This is a genomic window from Microbacterium sp. NPDC056057 (assembly GCF_042266945.1).
Classification (GTDB): Bacteria; Actinomycetota; Actinomycetes; order Actinomycetales; family Microbacteriaceae; genus Microbacterium; species Microbacterium trichothecenolyticum_C.
This window is the reverse complement of sequence record NZ_JBHJWS010000002.1, coordinates 93,775-110,351: the sequence shown is the minus strand read 5'-3', so window position 1 is coordinate 110,351 and position 16,577 is coordinate 93,775. Positions and strand designations below refer to the sequence as shown.

Genomic DNA, 16,577 nt, shown 5'->3' with positions numbered 1-16,577 from the left:
CGGCAGCCGCACCCCTCGTGCATCTCCGGACGAGAACGGATGCCGCGGCCCCGCCGGAGTGCGATGGTATTCGGTATACCATCGACACGTCGCGTCGGTCCGGCCGCGGCATCCGCTCATCCCGTCGAGAGGCACCACACGTGATCATCCGCAACGCGCGCCCGTGGGGCGCCGAGCCCGCCGACATCGTCATCGAGGGCGGCCGCATCGCCGAGATCCGCGCCCACGACGCTTCCGCTCCGGCGGGCGCGAACGACGTCGACGGCCGTGGCCGGCTCCTCCTGCCGTCGTTCAGCGACGTGCACGTCCACCTCGACTCCTCGCGCATCGGGCTGCCGTTCCGTCCTCACACGGGCGCGCCCGGAGTGTGGGGCATGATGCTCAACGACCGGAACAACTGGCGGAACACCGATGTGCCGCACGCCGAGATCGTCGCGGGCACCCTCGAGCAGATGATCGCGAGGGGCACGACGCGCGTGCGCACCTACGCGCAGGTCGACGTCGACTGCAAGCTCGAGAAGTTCGACTCCGTGCTCGCGGCGAAGGAGCGTTTCCGCGACCACGCCGACGTGCAGATCATGACGTTCCCGCAGGCCGGCATCCTGCGAGAGCCGGGCACCGTCGAGTACCTCGAGGAGTCGCTCAAGCAGGGCGCCGACGTCATGGGCGGGATCGATCCCAGCCAGCTCGACCGCGATCCGGTCACGCACCTCGACATCGTGTTCGGCCTCGCCGAGAAGTACCAGGTCGAGATCGACATCCATCTGCACGAGCCCGGCGCCCTGGGCGTGTTCAGCACCGAGCTCGTGCTGGAGCGCACCCGCGCCCTCGGCATGCAGGGCAAGGTCACGATGTCGCACGCCTACGACCTCGGCTCGGTGTCGGAGACGGTGAGCCGCCGCCTCATCGAAGAGTTCGCCGAGCTCGACATCGCCATGGCCACGGTCGCGCCGTCGACCACGGGGCATCTTCGACTCGTCGATCTCGTCGACGCCGGCGTGCGCGTCGGCCTCGGAGAAGACGGGCAGCGCGACTACTGGAGCCCGTACGGCAACTGCGACATGCTCGACCGCACGTGGCAGCTCGCCTTCGTCAACGGCTTCCGCCGCGACGACCACATCGAGCTCGCGCTCGCCGTCGCCACCATGGGCGGAGCCTCGATCATGAGCCACGCCTCGCCTCGCGTCGCAGGCGTGGGCGATCGCCCGGGTCTGGCCGCCGGCGACCGCGCCGACCTCGTGCTCGTCGACGGCGAGACGCCGACGAGCGCGGTCATGGACCGCGGCGTCGACCGCACGGTGATCCACGATGGGCGAGTGGTGGCCGACGGCCTCGAGGTCGTCACTCTGTGACCCCGGCTCCGTCCCGCCCGTGTTTCGGCGCGAGGACGGGGGTGGCGACGAGGCGGGACGTCAGTCGAACATGCCGTCGAGGAGGCTGCCGATCACGAGCCCGCCCAGGATGCCGCCCATGAGGTCGGAGCCACCGCTGCGACGGCCGCCGCCGTACCCCTGCTGACCGTACCCCGGTCCGCCCCACTGGTCGGGCTGCGGACGTGCGGCGTCGATGTCACGCTGCGCCAGCTGCAGCGCCTCGCTCGCGAGGAACGCCGCACGGCGGGCCATCGCGAACGCCTGCTCGCGGTGGTCCTCGTCGATCGCGGTGACCGCGGCGGCCGAGGAGCCGAGGTACCGGTCGAGGTCGAGGCGCACGCGCTCGGCCTCGGCGAACCGGGTGCGCGCGTCGGCGCCGATCCACCCGCGGTGCCCCGCGATCACGTCGCGCGAGACGGCGAGCTGCCGGTCGGCGTCATCGATGGCGTGACGCACGTGCTCGAGGGGCGGGATGGGTCGGGCGGCGCGCTCGCGTGCGGCCGCGATCGCGGCATCGAGTCCCGCATTCGCCTCGCGCAGTCGCGAGAGCTGCTCGAAGGGGTCGGTGTTCACGCCCGCGGCCGGAAGGGCCGCCAGGGCGGCCTGCAGCTCCTCGATCGCGGTCTGCACCGCGGGGGAGTGCGGCTCCTTGAGCGCGACGACGAGGTCGCCGCGGGAGTCCTCGACGATCGCGGCGAGCGTCGACTCGGCGCGCAGCGCCTCGACCTCGAACGTCTCGACCGCGTCGAGCAGCGTCTCGGCGCGCCGCACGGACTCGGTCGAGGCCTCGAGCGCCATGTTGGCCTGCTCGCGCTGACCCGCCTCGCGACGGCGCTCGGCGACGCCGGCGCTGTGCTCCGCGAAGCCGAGCAGCTGCTCCGCCTCCGCGGGGTTCGCGTCGATCTGCGACAGTGCGTGCGACGAGTAGCGGATCGCCAGCCGGTCGACGGTGGAGCGGGCGTCGGGGAGGCGCAGGCGCAGGCGCGCAGCATCCGCCCGCACCTTCGCGATGATCTCGGGAGCGCGCCGCGCGCGCTCGATCGGCGCGGCGAGCGCCTCGGTGCGGTCGTCGAGGAGGTCTTCGGCCCACTCGCACAGCTGCACGATGCGCGCGTTGCGGGTGCGCAGCTCTTCGGGGGTGTCGGGGATCTCGTCGTGGTTGAGCTGGTGGAGGTGGAACGCCTCCTGCAGGTGCGTCCGCACCGACCCGAGCGCGTCGCGCAGCTCCGCGGTGGGGCCGGGGCCGAGTTCCGCGTCTGCGAACGCCAACTCGTCGGTCGTGAGGCGGATGCGCTCGTCGGCCGCCACCAGCGCCTGCTGCGCGCGGCGCGCCAGGTCGGCGTCCTGCGTGTTCAGTTCTTCCTGCTCGCGCTTGCGTCTGCCCCAGAATCCGGCCATGAATCGATCCTACGGGGGCCGCTGGGAGCGGGCTGAGGCGAGCGGGCGCCACCGTGGAATGTTCGCGCAGAGCGTGGCTCTGGCGCACGCGCGCCCCGGTGCCCCAGAATGAGCGCACACGTCGCGTGGCCGGGTGCCTGGGGGCCCTCGCGGCCCTCCTCGCCGACGCGGAGGGGCCGGCGCGATCCTCGCCAAGGGAGTCGACATGGCCCTGCCCACCTTCCTCGTTCCGGTCTCGCTGCGCGGCTACAAGATGTCGTGGCTTCCCCGCGACATCATCGCGGGCGTGACGCTCGCCGCCGTGGCGATCCCGGAAGTGATGGGGTACACCTCCATCGCGCAGACCCCGATCGTCACCGGCCTGTACACGATCCTGCTGCCGCTGCTCGCGTTCGCCCTGCTGGGGTCGTCGAAGCTCCTCGTCGTCGGGGGCGATTCCGCGACGGCGGCGATCATGGCGGGAGGCCTGCTGACCGCCGGCATCGCCGGACTCAATCCGGGCTCACCCCAATGGGTGGCGCTGTGCGGGTTGACGGCCCTCGTCTGCGGGCTGCTGCTCATCCTCGCCCGGGTGCTGCGGCTCGGCTTCATCGGCGATTTCCTGTCGGCCTCGGTGCTCATCGGATTCCTCACAGGCGTCGGCATCCAGGTGGCGACGAGTCAGATCCCCGACATCCTCGGCGTGCCGAAGGGTTCGGGCAACTGGTTCCAGCAGCAGTGGGCGTGGATCTCGGAGCTCGGCCAGCTGTCGTGGCCGACCCTCGCCTACGGCGCCGCAACCATCGGCATCATCTTCGCGTTCAAGATCTTCCTGCCGAAGGTGCCCGGCGCGATCATCGCCGTGGTGGGGCTGCTCATCCTGGCCACGTTCACGAACGCGTCGAGCTACGGGGTCGACGTCATCGGCGCGATCCAGGGCGGATTCCCGCCGATCGGCTTCCCGACGGGAGTGACATGGGGTGATGTGCCCGCGGTGCTCTCGACGGCGTTCGCCTGCTTCATCATCATCATCGCCCAGAGCGCGGCGACCTCGCGGAGCTTCGCCGCAAAGCACGGTGACCGGGCGGATGTGAATCGCGACATCGTCGGGCTCGCGGCATCCAATCTCGCCGCCGGCTTCAGCGGCACGTTCGTCGTCAACGGATCGCCCACGAAGACGCAGATCCTGGACGGGCAGAAGGGGCGCACGCAGGTGGCCAACCTCACCGTCGTGGCCGTGGTGCTCATCGTGTTGCTGTTCCTCACGAACCTGCTCACCGACCTCCCGAAAGCGGTGCTCGGCGGCGTGGTGTTCGTGATCGGACTCGAGCTCATCGACATCCGCGGCCTGATGCGCGTGTCCCGCGTGCGTCGCGGCGAGTTCTTCATCGCCCTCGCGACCGCGCTCACCGTCTTCATCGTCGGCGTCGGCGCGGGTGTGATCCTCGCGCTCGCGCTGTCGCTGCTCGACGTCGTGCGCCGGCAGTACCGCCCCCGCGACTTCGTGCTCGGTGTGCGCGGCAAGGAAGGGTACGAGTACACGACGGCGGCCGCCGGCGCGCAGACGGCACCGGGGCTCGTGGTGTTCCGGTACGACGCCGACCTCTTCTACGCGAACGCGTCGCGGTTCGTCGACGACGTGCAGCAGGTCGTGCAGAACGCGCCCGATCCGGTGAAGTGGCTCGTGCTCGACTGCGCCGGCATCTCCGACATCGACTACTCCGCCGGCGAGGCGTTCTCGAGCCTCGTCGACTGGCTCGACGCCCGCGGCGTGGCGCTCGTGCTCGCGCGGCCGGAGACCGCGGTCCTGGACGAGTTCACGGCCTACGGCATGGCGAAGCGCATCCCCGCCGACCGCATCTACAACGACCTCGAGGATGCGGTGCGGGCCTTCCCCGCGCAGCAGGGGACGACCGGCTCACCCGCCTGACACGCTTCACCCGGAGTCCCGTTCGGGTGGCGCAACACGCCGGGTCGCGTCAGCGATCCCGCGTGTCGTCACACCTGAACCGGGGGGGGTGATGGATGCTGCGGCCCCGGGCGCAGCCGCCGGGTCAGCCGTCGCTGCGCTTGTGGCGAGGCTTGCGCGCCGGGCGGTCGTCGCCGTACGAGCCGTGCGAGCCCGAGTCACGGTAGGAGCCGCGATCGCCGGAGCCGCGGTTGTCGCGGTACGACCCGCCGCCCGCGGCGTCCTTGCGTCGCTGCGGACGCCCGCTGTCGGGACGCAGTTCGATGAGCTGACCCGAGATGCGCGTGTCGGCGAGGCGGTCCAGGGCACCGGCAGGGAGGTTCGCCGGCAGTTCGACGAGCGAGAAGTCGGGCATGATCTTGATCGCGCCGAAGTCGTCGCGGCGCAGGCCGCCCTCATTCGCGAGCGCGCCGACGATCTGACGCGGCTCGACACGCTGACGCTTGCCGACGTTGATGCGGTAGGTCGCGAAGCCCTCGCGGGGCGTGCGGCGCTCGCTCCGCTCGGGCCGGTCGCCGTACGCGGGACGGTCGCCGCGATCGGTCCGCTCCGTCCGCTCGCGCCGCGGAGCCGGCTCCGGGTCGGCCTCGAGGAGCAGGGGGGTGTCGCCCTGCGCGACGACGGCGAGGGCCGCCGCCACATCCGCCTCGGGCACGTCGTGGTTGCGCACGTAGTGGGCCACGATGTCACGGAAGGCTTCGATGCGCTCGGCCTCGCCGAGGGCCGCCGTGATGCGGTCGTCGAAGCGCGACAGGCGCGTCACGTTGACCTCGTCGACGCTCGGCAGCGGGATCTCGGTGAGCTCCTGGCGGGTGGCGCGCTCGATCATCCTGACCAGTCCGCGCTCACGGGGCGTGACGAAGCTGATCGCGTCGCCCGTGCGCCCGGCACGGCCGGTGCGGCCGATGCGGTGCACGTAGGACTCGGCATCCGTCGGGATGTCGAAGTTCACGACGTGCGACACGCGCTCGACGTCGAGGCCGCGCGCGGCGACATCGGTCGCGACCAGGATGTCGAGCTTGCCCGACTTGAGCTGGTTGACCGTCTTCTCGCGCTGAGGCTGGGCGATGTCGCCGTTGATCGCGGCGGCGGAGTAGCCGCGGGCGCGGAGCTTCTCGGCGATCTCCTCGGTGACGCTGCGGGTGCGGCCGAAGACGATCATCGCGTCGAAGTTCTCGACCTCGAGGATGCGCGTCAGGGCGTCCATCTTCTGCTGCCACGCGGTGATGAGGTAGCGCTGCGAGATGTTCGCCGAGGTCTGGGTCTTGGACTTGACCGTGATCTCTTCGGGGTCGTTCAGGTACTGCTGCGCCAGGCGGCGGATCGTGGCGGGCATCGTCGCCGAGAACAGGGCGACCTGCTTGGTGTCGGGCGTCTCGGCGAGGATCGTCTCGACGTCCTCGGCGAAGCCCATCTTCAGCATCTCGTCGGCCTCGTCGAGCACGAGGTACTGCAGCGCCGACAGGTCGAGGGTGCCCTTCTCGAGATGGTCGATGATGCGGCCGGGCGTTCCGACGACGATGTGCACGCCGCGTCGGAGGGCCGAGAGCTGCACGCCGTAGCCCTGTCCGCCGTAGACGGGGAGGACGTGCACGTCCTTCAGGTGGCCTGCGTACTTCTCGAACGCCTCGCACACCTGCAGCGCGAGCTCGCGCGTCGGGGCCAGCACGAGCGCCTGCGGGGTCTTCTGGCCGAGGTCGAGGCGGTCGATGATCGGCAGGGCGAACGCGGCGGTCTTGCCCGTTCCGGTCTGCGCCATGCCCACGACGTCGCGGCCGCCGAGCAGCGTCGGAATGGTCGCCGCCTGGATCGCCGAGGGGGTCTCGTAGCCGATGCCTTTCAGCGCCTTGAGGACGGGCTGGCTCAGCCCGAGGTCGGAGAAGGTCATCGCTGCGGGCTCGGTCTGAGCCTCGGCTTCGATCTGGTCGGCGTTCGTGTGCACAGTCAACCGTAGCGCGGCGCGCCTGTGAGGCGACAGGATGCCGTTTGCCCGCGCACGTCGCGGACGTCAGGTGATCGCGGTGCGACGGGTCAGATCGGGGTTCCGCGGCGGCACGAGCCAGTTGGTCACCGCGATCGCCAGGGGAAGCGCGACGACCAACGCGGCGATGAGCCACCACGGGATGTCCGCGACCTGCTGAGCGCCTCCGGACTGGATCGAGAAGCCGATCGGCGGGAGCACGCCGACGGCCGCCCCGGCGACGGTGCCGAGGCCGGCGATGATGAGCCCCTGCCAGAAGCCGATTCCGCGTCGGAGCGACCTCGTGCCGCCGACGGCGGCGATGGTCGCATCGTCGGGACGGCGCTCGAAGCGTGCCAGGCCCAGGGCGACCGCGCTCGCGCCGAGCACGAGGACGGCCACGGCGGCGAGGAGAGGCACCATCCACGCCGCATCGCTCGGGGGGCCCTCCTCGACGTCCGGCGCGAGCGTGAAGGAGGCGCCGCTCAGGAGCTCCGCCTGCGCCTGCATGCGGTCCCGCTCCGCCCACGTCGGCGGAGCGGGCGTCGTCGCGACGACGCGTTCCGGCATCAGCGCCATGTCCAGGCGCTCCCCCGTGCTCGGCGCGACGGCGATCGCCACCGGCTGCAATGGGGCATCCACGACGATCGCCTCCCGTCGCTCGGTGCGCTGCGGTTCGGCGACCGGGGGAGCGTCCGGCCGGCGCTCCCAGATGTTGTCGGGGACACGCCCCTCGTAGACGTCGGTGCCCGCGAACGTCGCGATGTCGATCGCCCCGCCCGAGACGAACCGATCGTCGGCGACGAGTGCGGCGCCGTCCCGGTATGCAGCGAGGGCGGATGCCGTCAGCTCCACTCCCATCACCACCGCCACGTCCTCGGCTGCCACGACGGAGATCGGGTTGCTCGGGTCCTGGCCGAACGAGGAGTAGGAATCCTGCACCTCGGGGTCCAGCAGGTGCTGATCGCCGAGAAGCGCGATCGTGAATGTCACGTCGTCGGGCACCTCGTCGGCGGACGGGTACTCCCAGACGGTGTTCAACTGGCGGGACACCACGGCCGCCCGGTCTGCACCCGCGTCGTGTGCGATCTGGAGGGCGGCGGCGGTTCCGGCCTCGGCGTCTTCGGAATCGAGCACGCCGGAGGACGAGGAACCGGGCCAGATCGGGATGGCGATGCTCCCCGGCGGCGCGTCGTAGTACCACAGCCGGGCGGTCTGGGCCGTGTGCATCGAGGACTGGGAGAGCGCGAAGACGCCGATGAACACCGTCGCGGCGATGGCGGCGAACGCCGGAACGGTCCGTGAGGCGTTGGCGGCGGCGTCCCTCGAGGCGAGCTTCGCCGCCATGCCGATGCGGGAGAGGCCGCGCGATGCCGTCCACAGCAGCCACCGACCAGAGAGAAGGATGCCGAACTGCGCGACGATCGGCCCGACCACGATGCCGTAGGCGGGCAGGTAGCGCATGAGCGAGTCGTAGCCGAAGAAGTTCGTGGCGTTGATGGCGGCGACCGCGAATGCGCACAGCAGTGTGATCGCCACCCCGCTCACGATCAGCACCGAGCCCCAGATGGGACGCGCGACGACGGGTCGCTGCGGGCGGCGCGCGCCGCGCAGTGCGCGGATCGCGTCGGTGCGACCGACAGTGCGGGCCGGCATCCAGGCCGACACGGTGCCGACGATCACGGCGAAGACGAGCACGGCGGCGATGAGTTCCCACGGCACGTGGAAACCCCAGAACATCGTCGTGCCGCCGCCACCCAGGGCGATCACGAGCGCGGCGATGCCGATCCCGCCGGCGATCCCCACAACCCCGCCCACGAGACCGAGCGCGGTCCCCTGCAGCAGCACGACGCGCGACAGATCCCGGCGGTCCGCCCCGACGCTCGCGGCGACCGCGAGTGCGCGCTGCTGACGTCGTGCCGCGACGGCGAAGGCGGCGCCGGCCAGCATCACCACCACATAGCCCGCGAACAGCGCCGCGACCGACAGCATGAGCACGAGCGGCCACATCTTCGCCCACCGGTCCGTCGAGGCGGACGAGTAGTAGCGGTTCGAGAACTCGGGCGCCTCGAGCGCCACGGTGCGTGAATAGGCGACGACACCGCCGTCGTCATTGAGCCGCTGCACGTCCGCCCACGAGAGCCCGAGCTCCGGGAGGTACCACTTCCGGGTGCCTCCGACGGATCCTCGTGCGTGCTCGGGAAGGAAGACGGCCGCGACGCCGTCGGCGATGGTTGCGGCGTCGAGCGTGCCGGTCACCGTGAAGGCCGGACCGTCCGACAGCCGGAGCGTCTCGCCGATCTCGAGCCCGAGCCGTTCCAACGCGGCGGTGGTGACCATCGCCTCGCGAGCCGTCACCGGGCGATCGCCCGCCACCAGGACGAACGCCTCACCGAAGCGCGGATCCCACGTCGTCCCGGCCCACGCCGGGAGGACCACGGAGCCGTCATCGGTGGCGACCGACACCATGCCCCTCGACACGGGGAGAACCTCGGTGCCCGCCGCCAGCAGCCCGGTCGGGTCGTCCAGCGGTTCGCCGTCCGGCATCGTCATGACCCCGTCCGCGTCGATCGGGTACCCGCTCCACTCGGGCTCGGTGGGCACCTGCCAGAACCCCTCGCCGGGAACGCCGGACGGCGCGATCCACGCCTCCATGTCGCCGAGTTCGGCAGCCGTGCGCTCCTCGGGGGTCGCGATCGCGCTGGCGGTGAAGATGAGGAATCCCGTCATCCCCGCGATGGGAAGCGCCACCAGCGTCGTCACGAGCAGGCTCGACACCCATGCGCGTCGCAGCTGCCGCTGTGCCATCCGGACGGCGACCCTCCAGCGGGCCGTCCGCGAGACCGGGCCGCGGCTGCGCGGACAGGCCGAAGAGGGCGCGTGGACGCTCGGCTCGAGGGTGCTGGTCATCGTGCCTGCAGAAGCGAGTCCGCGCCCGCGCGCCGCGACTCGTCGACGATGCGGCCGTCGCGCAGGAACACGATGCGGTCGGCGAAGGCGGCGTGGCGTGCCTCGTGGGTGACGAGGATGCCGGCGGCTCCGGCATCCACTCGCGCGCGCAGCATCTTCAGCACCATCTCGCCCGTCACCGAGTCCAGCGCGCCGGTCGGCTCGTCGGCGAGGATCAGCCGGCGCCCGCCGACGACGGCGCGGGCGATCGCCACGCGCTGCTGCTGGCCGCCCGACAGATCGTCGGGGTAGGAGCCGGCCTTGTCCTCCAGGCCGATCGATGAGAGCGCGTCACGTCCGGCGCGTCGTGCCACCCGGGACCGGAAGCCGTCGAGCTCGAGCGGCAGCGTGACGTTCTCGAGCGCGGTGAGCGTCGGGATGAGGTTGAAGTCCTGGAACACGAAGCCGAGCGAGCGCCGCCGGAGACGCGCGAGCTGTGCCGGCGTCTGCTCGCTGAGGTACTGCCCCTCGACGACCACCTCGCCGGACGTCGGGATCGCCAGACCGCCGGCGATCGACAGCAGGGTCGACTTGCCCGAGCCCGACGGCCCCATCACCGCGACGAGCTCGCCCTGACTCACGTCGAAGTCGACGCCCGACAGCGCCGAGACGGCCGTCGCACCGGTGCCGTACTGCTGCGTCACGCCGATGAGACGCAGCACGGTGTCGGTCATCGTGCCTTCTCGGGCGCTTCGACAGGCTCAGCGACCGGTCCCTGAGCCTGTCGAAGGGCCGGACGCCCGCGCTTGGGCTTGGCGGTCGAGAGCTCGAGCGCCATGGCGCGATGCGGGTGCAGCGCCAGGCGCTGCTCGGAGTGGTCGAGCCAGCGCACCTCCGCTTCGGCCGAGAAGATCATGGAGTCGACGACGAGCGACCACGCGAGCTCCTCCGGTCCGTCGGGGTTCGCCCCGGCGTACTTCGCCCGATTCAGCTCCTGCAGCTGCGCGAGCGACGAGCGGCGCTGTGTCTGGATGATGTCCGCCACGTCCACTCCCGGCAGGGTCGCGGCGACCGCGAGCTTGATCGCGAGCTCGTCGCGGGTGCCCTGCGCGCGCTGCACCGGCGAGGCCAGCCAGTCGCGCACCTCGGCGGCTCCGGCATCCGTGATCTCCCAGTAGACGTGACCGTGCTCGTCGACGTCGCCCTTCTCGACGAGTCCGTCGCGTTCGAGGCGGTCGAGCGTGTTGTAGATCTGGCCCACGTTGAGCGGCCAGGTCGATCCCGTGCGCCGGTCGAACTCGGCACGCAGCTGGTAGCCGTAGCACGGGCCCTGATCGAGGATCGCGAGCAGACTCTGACGAACGGACATCGGGTTCTCCTTCGGGTGGAGGGGCAGAAGCCCTGAACAGCTAGAAGCCCTGAACAGCTAGAAGCGGAGTGCGTCGATGACGTTGGAACGCACCGCCATGAGCGCCGGGATGAAGCCGGCCAGCGCGCCGATCGCGACGGCGGCGACGAGCCCGGTGACGGCGGCGCGCACCGGGAAGGGCGGGATGTCCTGCATCGCGGAGAACATCTCCATGACGAACGGCGCCTTGAGCACGGCCACCGCGATCGCGATGCCGATGACCCCCGCAACGGCCGTCGCCACGACACTCTCGAGCAGCACCGACGTGAAGATGCGGCCCTGCGTCGCTCCGAAGCTGCGGCGCACGCCGATCTCGCGGATGCGCTGGCGCATCGCGACCAGCTGGATGTTCACCAGACCGAGCCCGCCGAGCAGCAGCACGAGGGCCGCGATGCCGCCGGTGACGAGCTCGAACACCGCCATCGAGCTCTGCGCATCGGGGCGCGACGCCCAGTCGGTGCGCATGACTGAGACCTCGGTGCTGTCGTCGAGGCCCGCGCGCAGGTCGGCCGCGAGTACCGGGCCGAGCTCGGCGACGCCGTCCTCGGGCACCCACACCTCGTACATGACCATCACGTCGGCCGGAAGCGCGTCGAGCCGCGCCGCGTACGAGTCGAACATCATGGTGATGCGCTTCTCCTCGTCGCCGTTGTACTGCCGCGGTGTCACGCCGATCACCGGGTACGCGCCCGCCGTGTCGCCGGTCGTGCGGAGGGCGAAGCCCGCGCCGAGATCGGGGCGTCCGTAGACGTCCCACAGTGCCTCGCTGATCACCACGGGCGGTGCGAGCAGCTCCGCGTCCGCCTCCTGGAACCAGCGCCCTTCGAGCAGGGGAGTGCGGTGGATGACCGGGTACGCCGGGTCGACGAGCCGCGCGTTGACGGGGCGCACCTGCTCCGGCGTCTGCACCTGCAGCGGCACCGGGTCGACGATGCGCGTGAGGTAGTCGAAGGAGTACCGCTCCGACACCTGGGCGACGTGGGCGTCGAACGCGTCCCAGTCCATCGGGGCGCCGTCGGTGCGCGACACCGAGATCGACACCGTCGCGGGCCGTCCGCCGCTCTGGTCGGACTGCTCCTCCATCTGCTGCTGCTGGTACTCGCTGAGCGCCACCACCGCCGTGAGGGCGCCGACCGACACCGCGATGCCGATGAGGCTCAGCAGCACCCGCAGCTTGTGGTGGCGCAGCTCCGACCACGCCTCGCCCAGCGCTCCGACGAGCCCGCTCACGAGGCCACCTCCGCCGGCTCGGCGCGTTCGTCCCGGGATGCGGGACGGACGGATGCTGCGTTCCCCGCGTCTGCTCGGGCGTCGGCGAGCGGTGCGCCTTCGGTGGCGGGTTCGTCCACGCTCTCAGCGACCTCGGGTGCACCGGCGGTATCGCCCGCGGTCGCGTTGAGGTCGAACTCCGTGAGCACGCCCGCCTCGAGCCGGTAGTGGCGGCGGGCGCGCGCGGCGACGTGCAGGTCGTGGGTGATCGTGACGAGTGCGGCGTCGGCCTCGGACGCGATCTCGTCGAGCAGTTCCATGACGCTGCCGCCCGTCTCGACGTCGAGCGCGCCGGTGGGCTCGTCGGCCAGGATCAGCGCGGGCCGGCGCACCAGGGCGCGCGCGATCGCGACGCGCTGCTGCTCGCCGCCCGACAACTGCTCGGGCGTGGACTCGAGGCGGTGCCCGAGCCCGACGCGCTCCAGCATGCGGGTCGCTGCCGCCCGCCGGGTCCAGAAGGCGCGGCCCGAGGCGTACCCGAGCGGCATCTCGACGTTCTCGAGGGCGGTGCGCCCCGCCAGCAGATTGAACTGCTGGAACACGAAGCCGACGTTGCGGCCGCGCAGGCGATCGAGCTTGCCGCGGCGCATCTTCCGGACCGGCTCGCCGTGGAACCAGACGGCCCCCTCCGAGGGGGAGTCGAGCATGCCGAGCAGGTTCAGGAGCGTCGACTTGCCCGACCCGCTGCGACCGACGATGGCGACATGGTCGCCCGCCGCGACGGCGAGGTCGACGCTGCGCAGGATGTCCAGGCGCGTGTCATCGGGCAGCAGCACGTGCTTGGCCACGCCCTCCAGCCGGACGAGGGTCACCAGTTCCACCCCGCGGGCTCGCAGTACTCGCCGCCCATGCCGTCGTCGTAGCAGACGGGCTCATCGGCCGCGGCGACGCCGGGCACGTACTGGCGCACCTGCTCGCCCTCCTCGACGCCGCTGGTCACCTCGACGATCGTGCCGTCGCTCACGCCGAGCGCGATGGTGCGCTCCTCGAGCTCGCCGTCGCGGCCGTCGATCCAGACGACGCCCGAGCCCGCGCCGCCCTTGACGGCGGTGGTCGGTACGACGAGCACATCGCTGACGGTGCCGAGGTCGATGTCGAGCTGTGCCTGAAGACCTGCGAACACGACCTGGTCGGCGGGCACCGCGCAGGTGACGGAGGTGGTGCCGTCCTCGGCGACCTCGACCTTGAGGCCGGTGCACGTGAACGGCGCCGGGCCGCCCTGGATCGTGACCGAGCCCTCCGTCGGCGCACCCTGCAGACGGTAGAGCTGCACCGGCTCGACGGTCGCCCGCACGTGGTAGCGCGCCGGCGTCAGCTTCGCGAGCTCCGCGCCGATCGACGCCGGCTGCCCCTTGACGACGGCGAGTTCCGTGATGTCGCCGGCCTCGGGCGCCAGCACGTCGATGTTCTTGACCGGGTCGGCCTGCTTGATCGTGAAGAGCTTCTGCCCGGCCGCGACCGCCTGTCCCTCGCCGACGTGCACGGCGGTGACGGTGCCGTCGATCTCGGAGCGGAGGGGATAGGCCGCATCCCTCGCGATCGTCCCCGGGAGGCTCAGCGCGTTGGCGACCTCGGCGCGCTCGACGGCGACGACGGGATCGGCGATCTGCGCGGACGGCTGCAGCGCGGCGGTGGGCGCGGTGTCGGGGAAGAACGCGATCTTCACCAGGGCGAGGGCCGCGGCCCCCAGCACGAGCACCAGCAGGATCGGGAAGATCCATCGACGCCAGACCACCATGTCGCACCTCTCCGTCGGGGTATACCCAGTATGTAGTCACCGAGTATATGCATACCGGGAATGCATGACGGATGCTGCGGCCCCGCGTGTCGCGGGTAGCGCCGCGACGTCGGCGAAGGCGACGCGGATCAGCCGGCGGACGCGGAGTAGTCGCCGCCCTGGGCGCACGCGGTCATCGTCCAGCCGCCGTCCTGCGCTTCGAGCCGCACCTTCGTGAGCCCCTCCGTCTGAACGTCCGGCTCAGCGGCGCCCGGGATCCAGACGTCGAGGCCGCACGTCGGCTCGTCGACCGCGCCCGCGAGCGCGAACCGCGCGCCGTCCGCCTCGAGCGAGCCGAGTGCGCCCGGCGCGGCACGCGGGTACGCCCGGCTGAGCTCGCCGAGGAGCACCTCGTTGCCGGCCGCGTCCTCGCCGGTCGCACAGTCCTGCGGAACGAGCGCGAGCCCGATCGGCCCGATGCCGTTCTGCGGGTCGCCGCACGCCTGCTTCCACACCCAGTAGGCGCTGCCGAGCAGGTGGGCGTCCTCTGCGTCGGCGTAGCGCTGCATGCGCGCGTTCACGTCCTCCGGCTCGCCCCAGTAGCCGTATTCGCCCGACCACAGCGGGATGCCATATTCGTCGGCCACGCGGCGGGCGAGGTCGAACTGGCGCTCCATGCTCACGATGGAGGGGATGCCGAGCGAGCGGTCCATCGTGATCGACTCGGCGTACAGGTGCGGCGAGAAGACGATGTTCGCGTCGTCGGTGAACCCGAGCGACGGGCCGCTGTCGAAGCCGAGGCCCGACCACAGGATGCTCGGCTCGACGAACACGATCTGCGGCGCCCCCGCCTCGCGGATCGCGTCGATCGCGCGGTCGTAGTAGCGGCCGAGCAGCAGCGACGTCGTCACCGGCGCCGTCTGCCCGAAGCCGGGCTCGTTCATGAGGTCGAACCCGGCGACGGCGGGCTCGTCCGCGTACCGCGCCGCCAGCTCGCCCCACGTGCGCACGAGCGCCGTCTGGACGCCCTCGGTGTCGAACCAGAAGTGCTCGAACGCGCGGTCGCCGGCGGGGGAGATGTCGCGCCCGGTGAACGCGCAGCGCGGCGTGCCGTCGAAGATCGTCGCCCAGCCGGGCGCGCCGTCGTAGCCCCACATGGGGTCTGTGCCCGGGCGGCACTCGGTGCGGGGAGCCGTCGGCGCGTTCGACCAGCCGTCCTGGTGCAGGTCGATGAGCGTGCGGATGCCGTTCGCCTCCGCCCAGGCGACCGCGTCGTCGATCTTCGCCAGATACGCCGCGTCGAGCTCGCCGTCCTCGGGCTCCAGGGCCGACCACGAGATCCCCAGCCGCACGGCGTTGAAGCCGTAGGAGGCCATGCCCTCGAAGTCCGCCTCGGTCAGCGGCCGCGTCGCAGGCACGTCGTCCTGCGGCTGGTAGAAGTCGACGAGCTGGTTGACATTCGCCCCGCGCAGCAGCACGTCGTGCCCCTCGCCGTCCGTGATGCGATCGCCGTCTGCGCGCAGGAACCCCGCGGGGACGGATGCCGCATCCGCCGCCGCGTCGTCGGCGCCGGCCGCCACCGCGACCGGGGTGACGACGAGCGCCGCCGCGACCGCGGCGACCACCGCCACGGCGACGGGGCGGCGCGCCGGCGCCGGCTCGATCGTGTCGGCATCGGTGTCGGCATCCGTCGTCCGTGCCACGGCGCGCCGTTCGCGCAGACGATCGGCGACGAGGGCGGCCAGTGCCGCGACCCAGCCGAGGCACGCGGCGAACGACAGGCCGTCCGCGACGTGCACGTACGCGGCCATGAGCGGCCAGAGGTCGCCGCGGAACCCGTCGTCGACCACCACCCCGATGGCCGACTGCAGGAGTCCGAACAGCGCCCCCGCGGCGAGGATCCCGAGCCACGTCCCGAGGAAGCCGGGCACGCGCCGGCGCATCCATCGCACGCACACCCAGGCCGAGGCGATCATCAGGACGACGGCCACGGCCACCGACAGGAAGCCGCGCTCGGGGCGCGCCGACGGGATCAGGTCCGCGTAGGCCGCGCCGGTCCACCACGATCCCGCGGCAAGGGGCGCGATCACGCCGAACGCCACCACGGCGGGCCACACCGCTCCGCGGTCGAACACCGGGCGGGTCGACCGCCCGCCCGCCCAGCGGGTCACGGCAGCGATGATCGACGCCGCCGGCAGGGCCTTCGCGGTCACATAGCCGGCCGCCCACGCCGAGAGCGCAGCATCCGTCGTCATCGCGAAGCACGCGGCCGCCTGCGCGAGCAGCACCGCCAGCACGACGCCCGCGAACATGGTCCAGAAGCGCTCGCCGGCTCGGGCGGCGGCCCACCAGACGACGCCGAGCAGCACCGGAAGGAACACCAGGTACGGCGCGAGCGACCAGCCGAGCTGCCACTGCAGGGTTCCGCCGGGCCAGCCGACGAGAGCGAGGAGTCCGGTGGGATCGAGGATCGCCTGGATGAGGACGAGAACGGATGCCGTGGCCACGGCGATGATCGGACGGCGGAACCGGCGCATGAACACTCCATCGTGTCTGCAGAGGGCGAGGGCCCACCCGCTTCGGGATCACGGGGGAGCAGCATCCTCTCATCCGTC

General features: G+C 71.6%; 11 protein-coding genes. 2 read left to right on the top strand and 9 right to left on the bottom strand.

The annotated features are described in order from the left end of the window. Nucleotides 1–140 precede the first annotated feature (140 nt). Complete coding sequence (locus ACFC1K_RS08360; protein WP_375871248.1) at nt 141–1,352, top strand: amidohydrolase family protein; 1,212 nt, start codon at nt 141–143, stop codon at nt 1,350–1,352. Nucleotides 1,353–1,412: 60 nt separating this feature from the next. Here the strand turns inward: ACFC1K_RS08360 and ACFC1K_RS08355 are convergent, their stop codons facing one another. Then, nucleotides 1,413–2,771, bottom strand: a complete 1,359-nt coding sequence (locus ACFC1K_RS08355) for a hypothetical protein (RefSeq protein WP_310289411.1) — start codon at nt 2,769–2,771, stop codon at nt 1,413–1,415. A 205-nt stretch (nt 2,772–2,976) separates the two neighbouring features. Here ACFC1K_RS08355 and ACFC1K_RS08350 point away from each other — a divergent pair, with 205 nt between their 5' ends. After that, complete coding sequence (locus tag ACFC1K_RS08350) at nt 2,977–4,680, top strand: SulP family inorganic anion transporter (protein ID WP_375871247.1); 1,704 nt, start codon at nt 2,977–2,979, stop codon at nt 4,678–4,680. A gap of 124 nt (nt 4,681–4,804) precedes the next feature. Here ACFC1K_RS08350 and ACFC1K_RS08345 read toward each other — a convergent pair whose 3' ends face one another. From ACFC1K_RS08345 to ACFC1K_RS08310, 8 genes are all read right to left on the bottom strand, one after another. Further along, complete coding sequence (locus tag ACFC1K_RS08345; RefSeq protein WP_375871803.1) at nt 4,805–6,607, bottom strand: DEAD/DEAH box helicase; 1,803 nt, start codon at nt 6,605–6,607, stop codon at nt 4,805–4,807. Between the two features lie 120 nt (nt 6,608–6,727). Further along, nucleotides 6,728–9,487, bottom strand: coding sequence for an FtsX-like permease family protein (locus tag ACFC1K_RS08340; RefSeq protein WP_375871246.1), 2,760 nt, complete (start codon nt 9,485–9,487; stop codon nt 6,728–6,730). Nucleotides 9,488–9,585: 98 nt separating this feature from the next. Next, a complete protein-coding gene (locus tag ACFC1K_RS08335) occupies nt 9,586–10,302 on the bottom strand; it encodes an ABC transporter ATP-binding protein (RefSeq protein ID WP_375871245.1) in 717 nt (238 codons plus the stop codon). Next, on the bottom strand, nt 10,299–10,937 hold the full coding sequence (locus ACFC1K_RS08330) for a PadR family transcriptional regulator (RefSeq protein WP_375871244.1): 639 nt from the start codon (nt 10,935–10,937) through the stop codon (nt 10,299–10,301). The genes ACFC1K_RS08335 and ACFC1K_RS08330 overlap by 4 nt, the downstream gene beginning before the upstream one ends. A 57-nt stretch (nt 10,938–10,994) precedes the next feature. Then, nucleotides 10,995–12,206, bottom strand: a complete 1,212-nt coding sequence (locus ACFC1K_RS08325; protein ID WP_375871243.1) for an ABC transporter permease — start codon at nt 12,204–12,206, stop codon at nt 10,995–10,997. Further along, nucleotides 12,203–13,057: an ABC transporter ATP-binding protein gene (locus ACFC1K_RS08320; protein ID WP_375871242.1), complete on the bottom strand. Its 855-nt coding sequence runs from the start codon at nt 13,055–13,057 to the stop codon at nt 12,203–12,205. Before ACFC1K_RS08320 ends, ACFC1K_RS08325 begins: the two co-directional genes overlap by 4 nt. Beyond that, nucleotides 13,054–13,983: an efflux RND transporter periplasmic adaptor subunit gene (locus ACFC1K_RS08315; protein WP_375871241.1), complete on the bottom strand. Its 930-nt coding sequence runs from the start codon at nt 13,981–13,983 to the stop codon at nt 13,054–13,056. The genes ACFC1K_RS08320 and ACFC1K_RS08315 overlap by 4 nt, the downstream gene beginning before the upstream one ends. A 128-nt stretch (nt 13,984–14,111) precedes the next feature. Beyond that, complete coding sequence (locus tag ACFC1K_RS08310) at nt 14,112–16,499, bottom strand: glycoside hydrolase family 5 protein (protein ID WP_375871240.1); 2,388 nt, start codon at nt 16,497–16,499, stop codon at nt 14,112–14,114. Nucleotides 16,500–16,577: the final 78 nt, after the last annotated feature.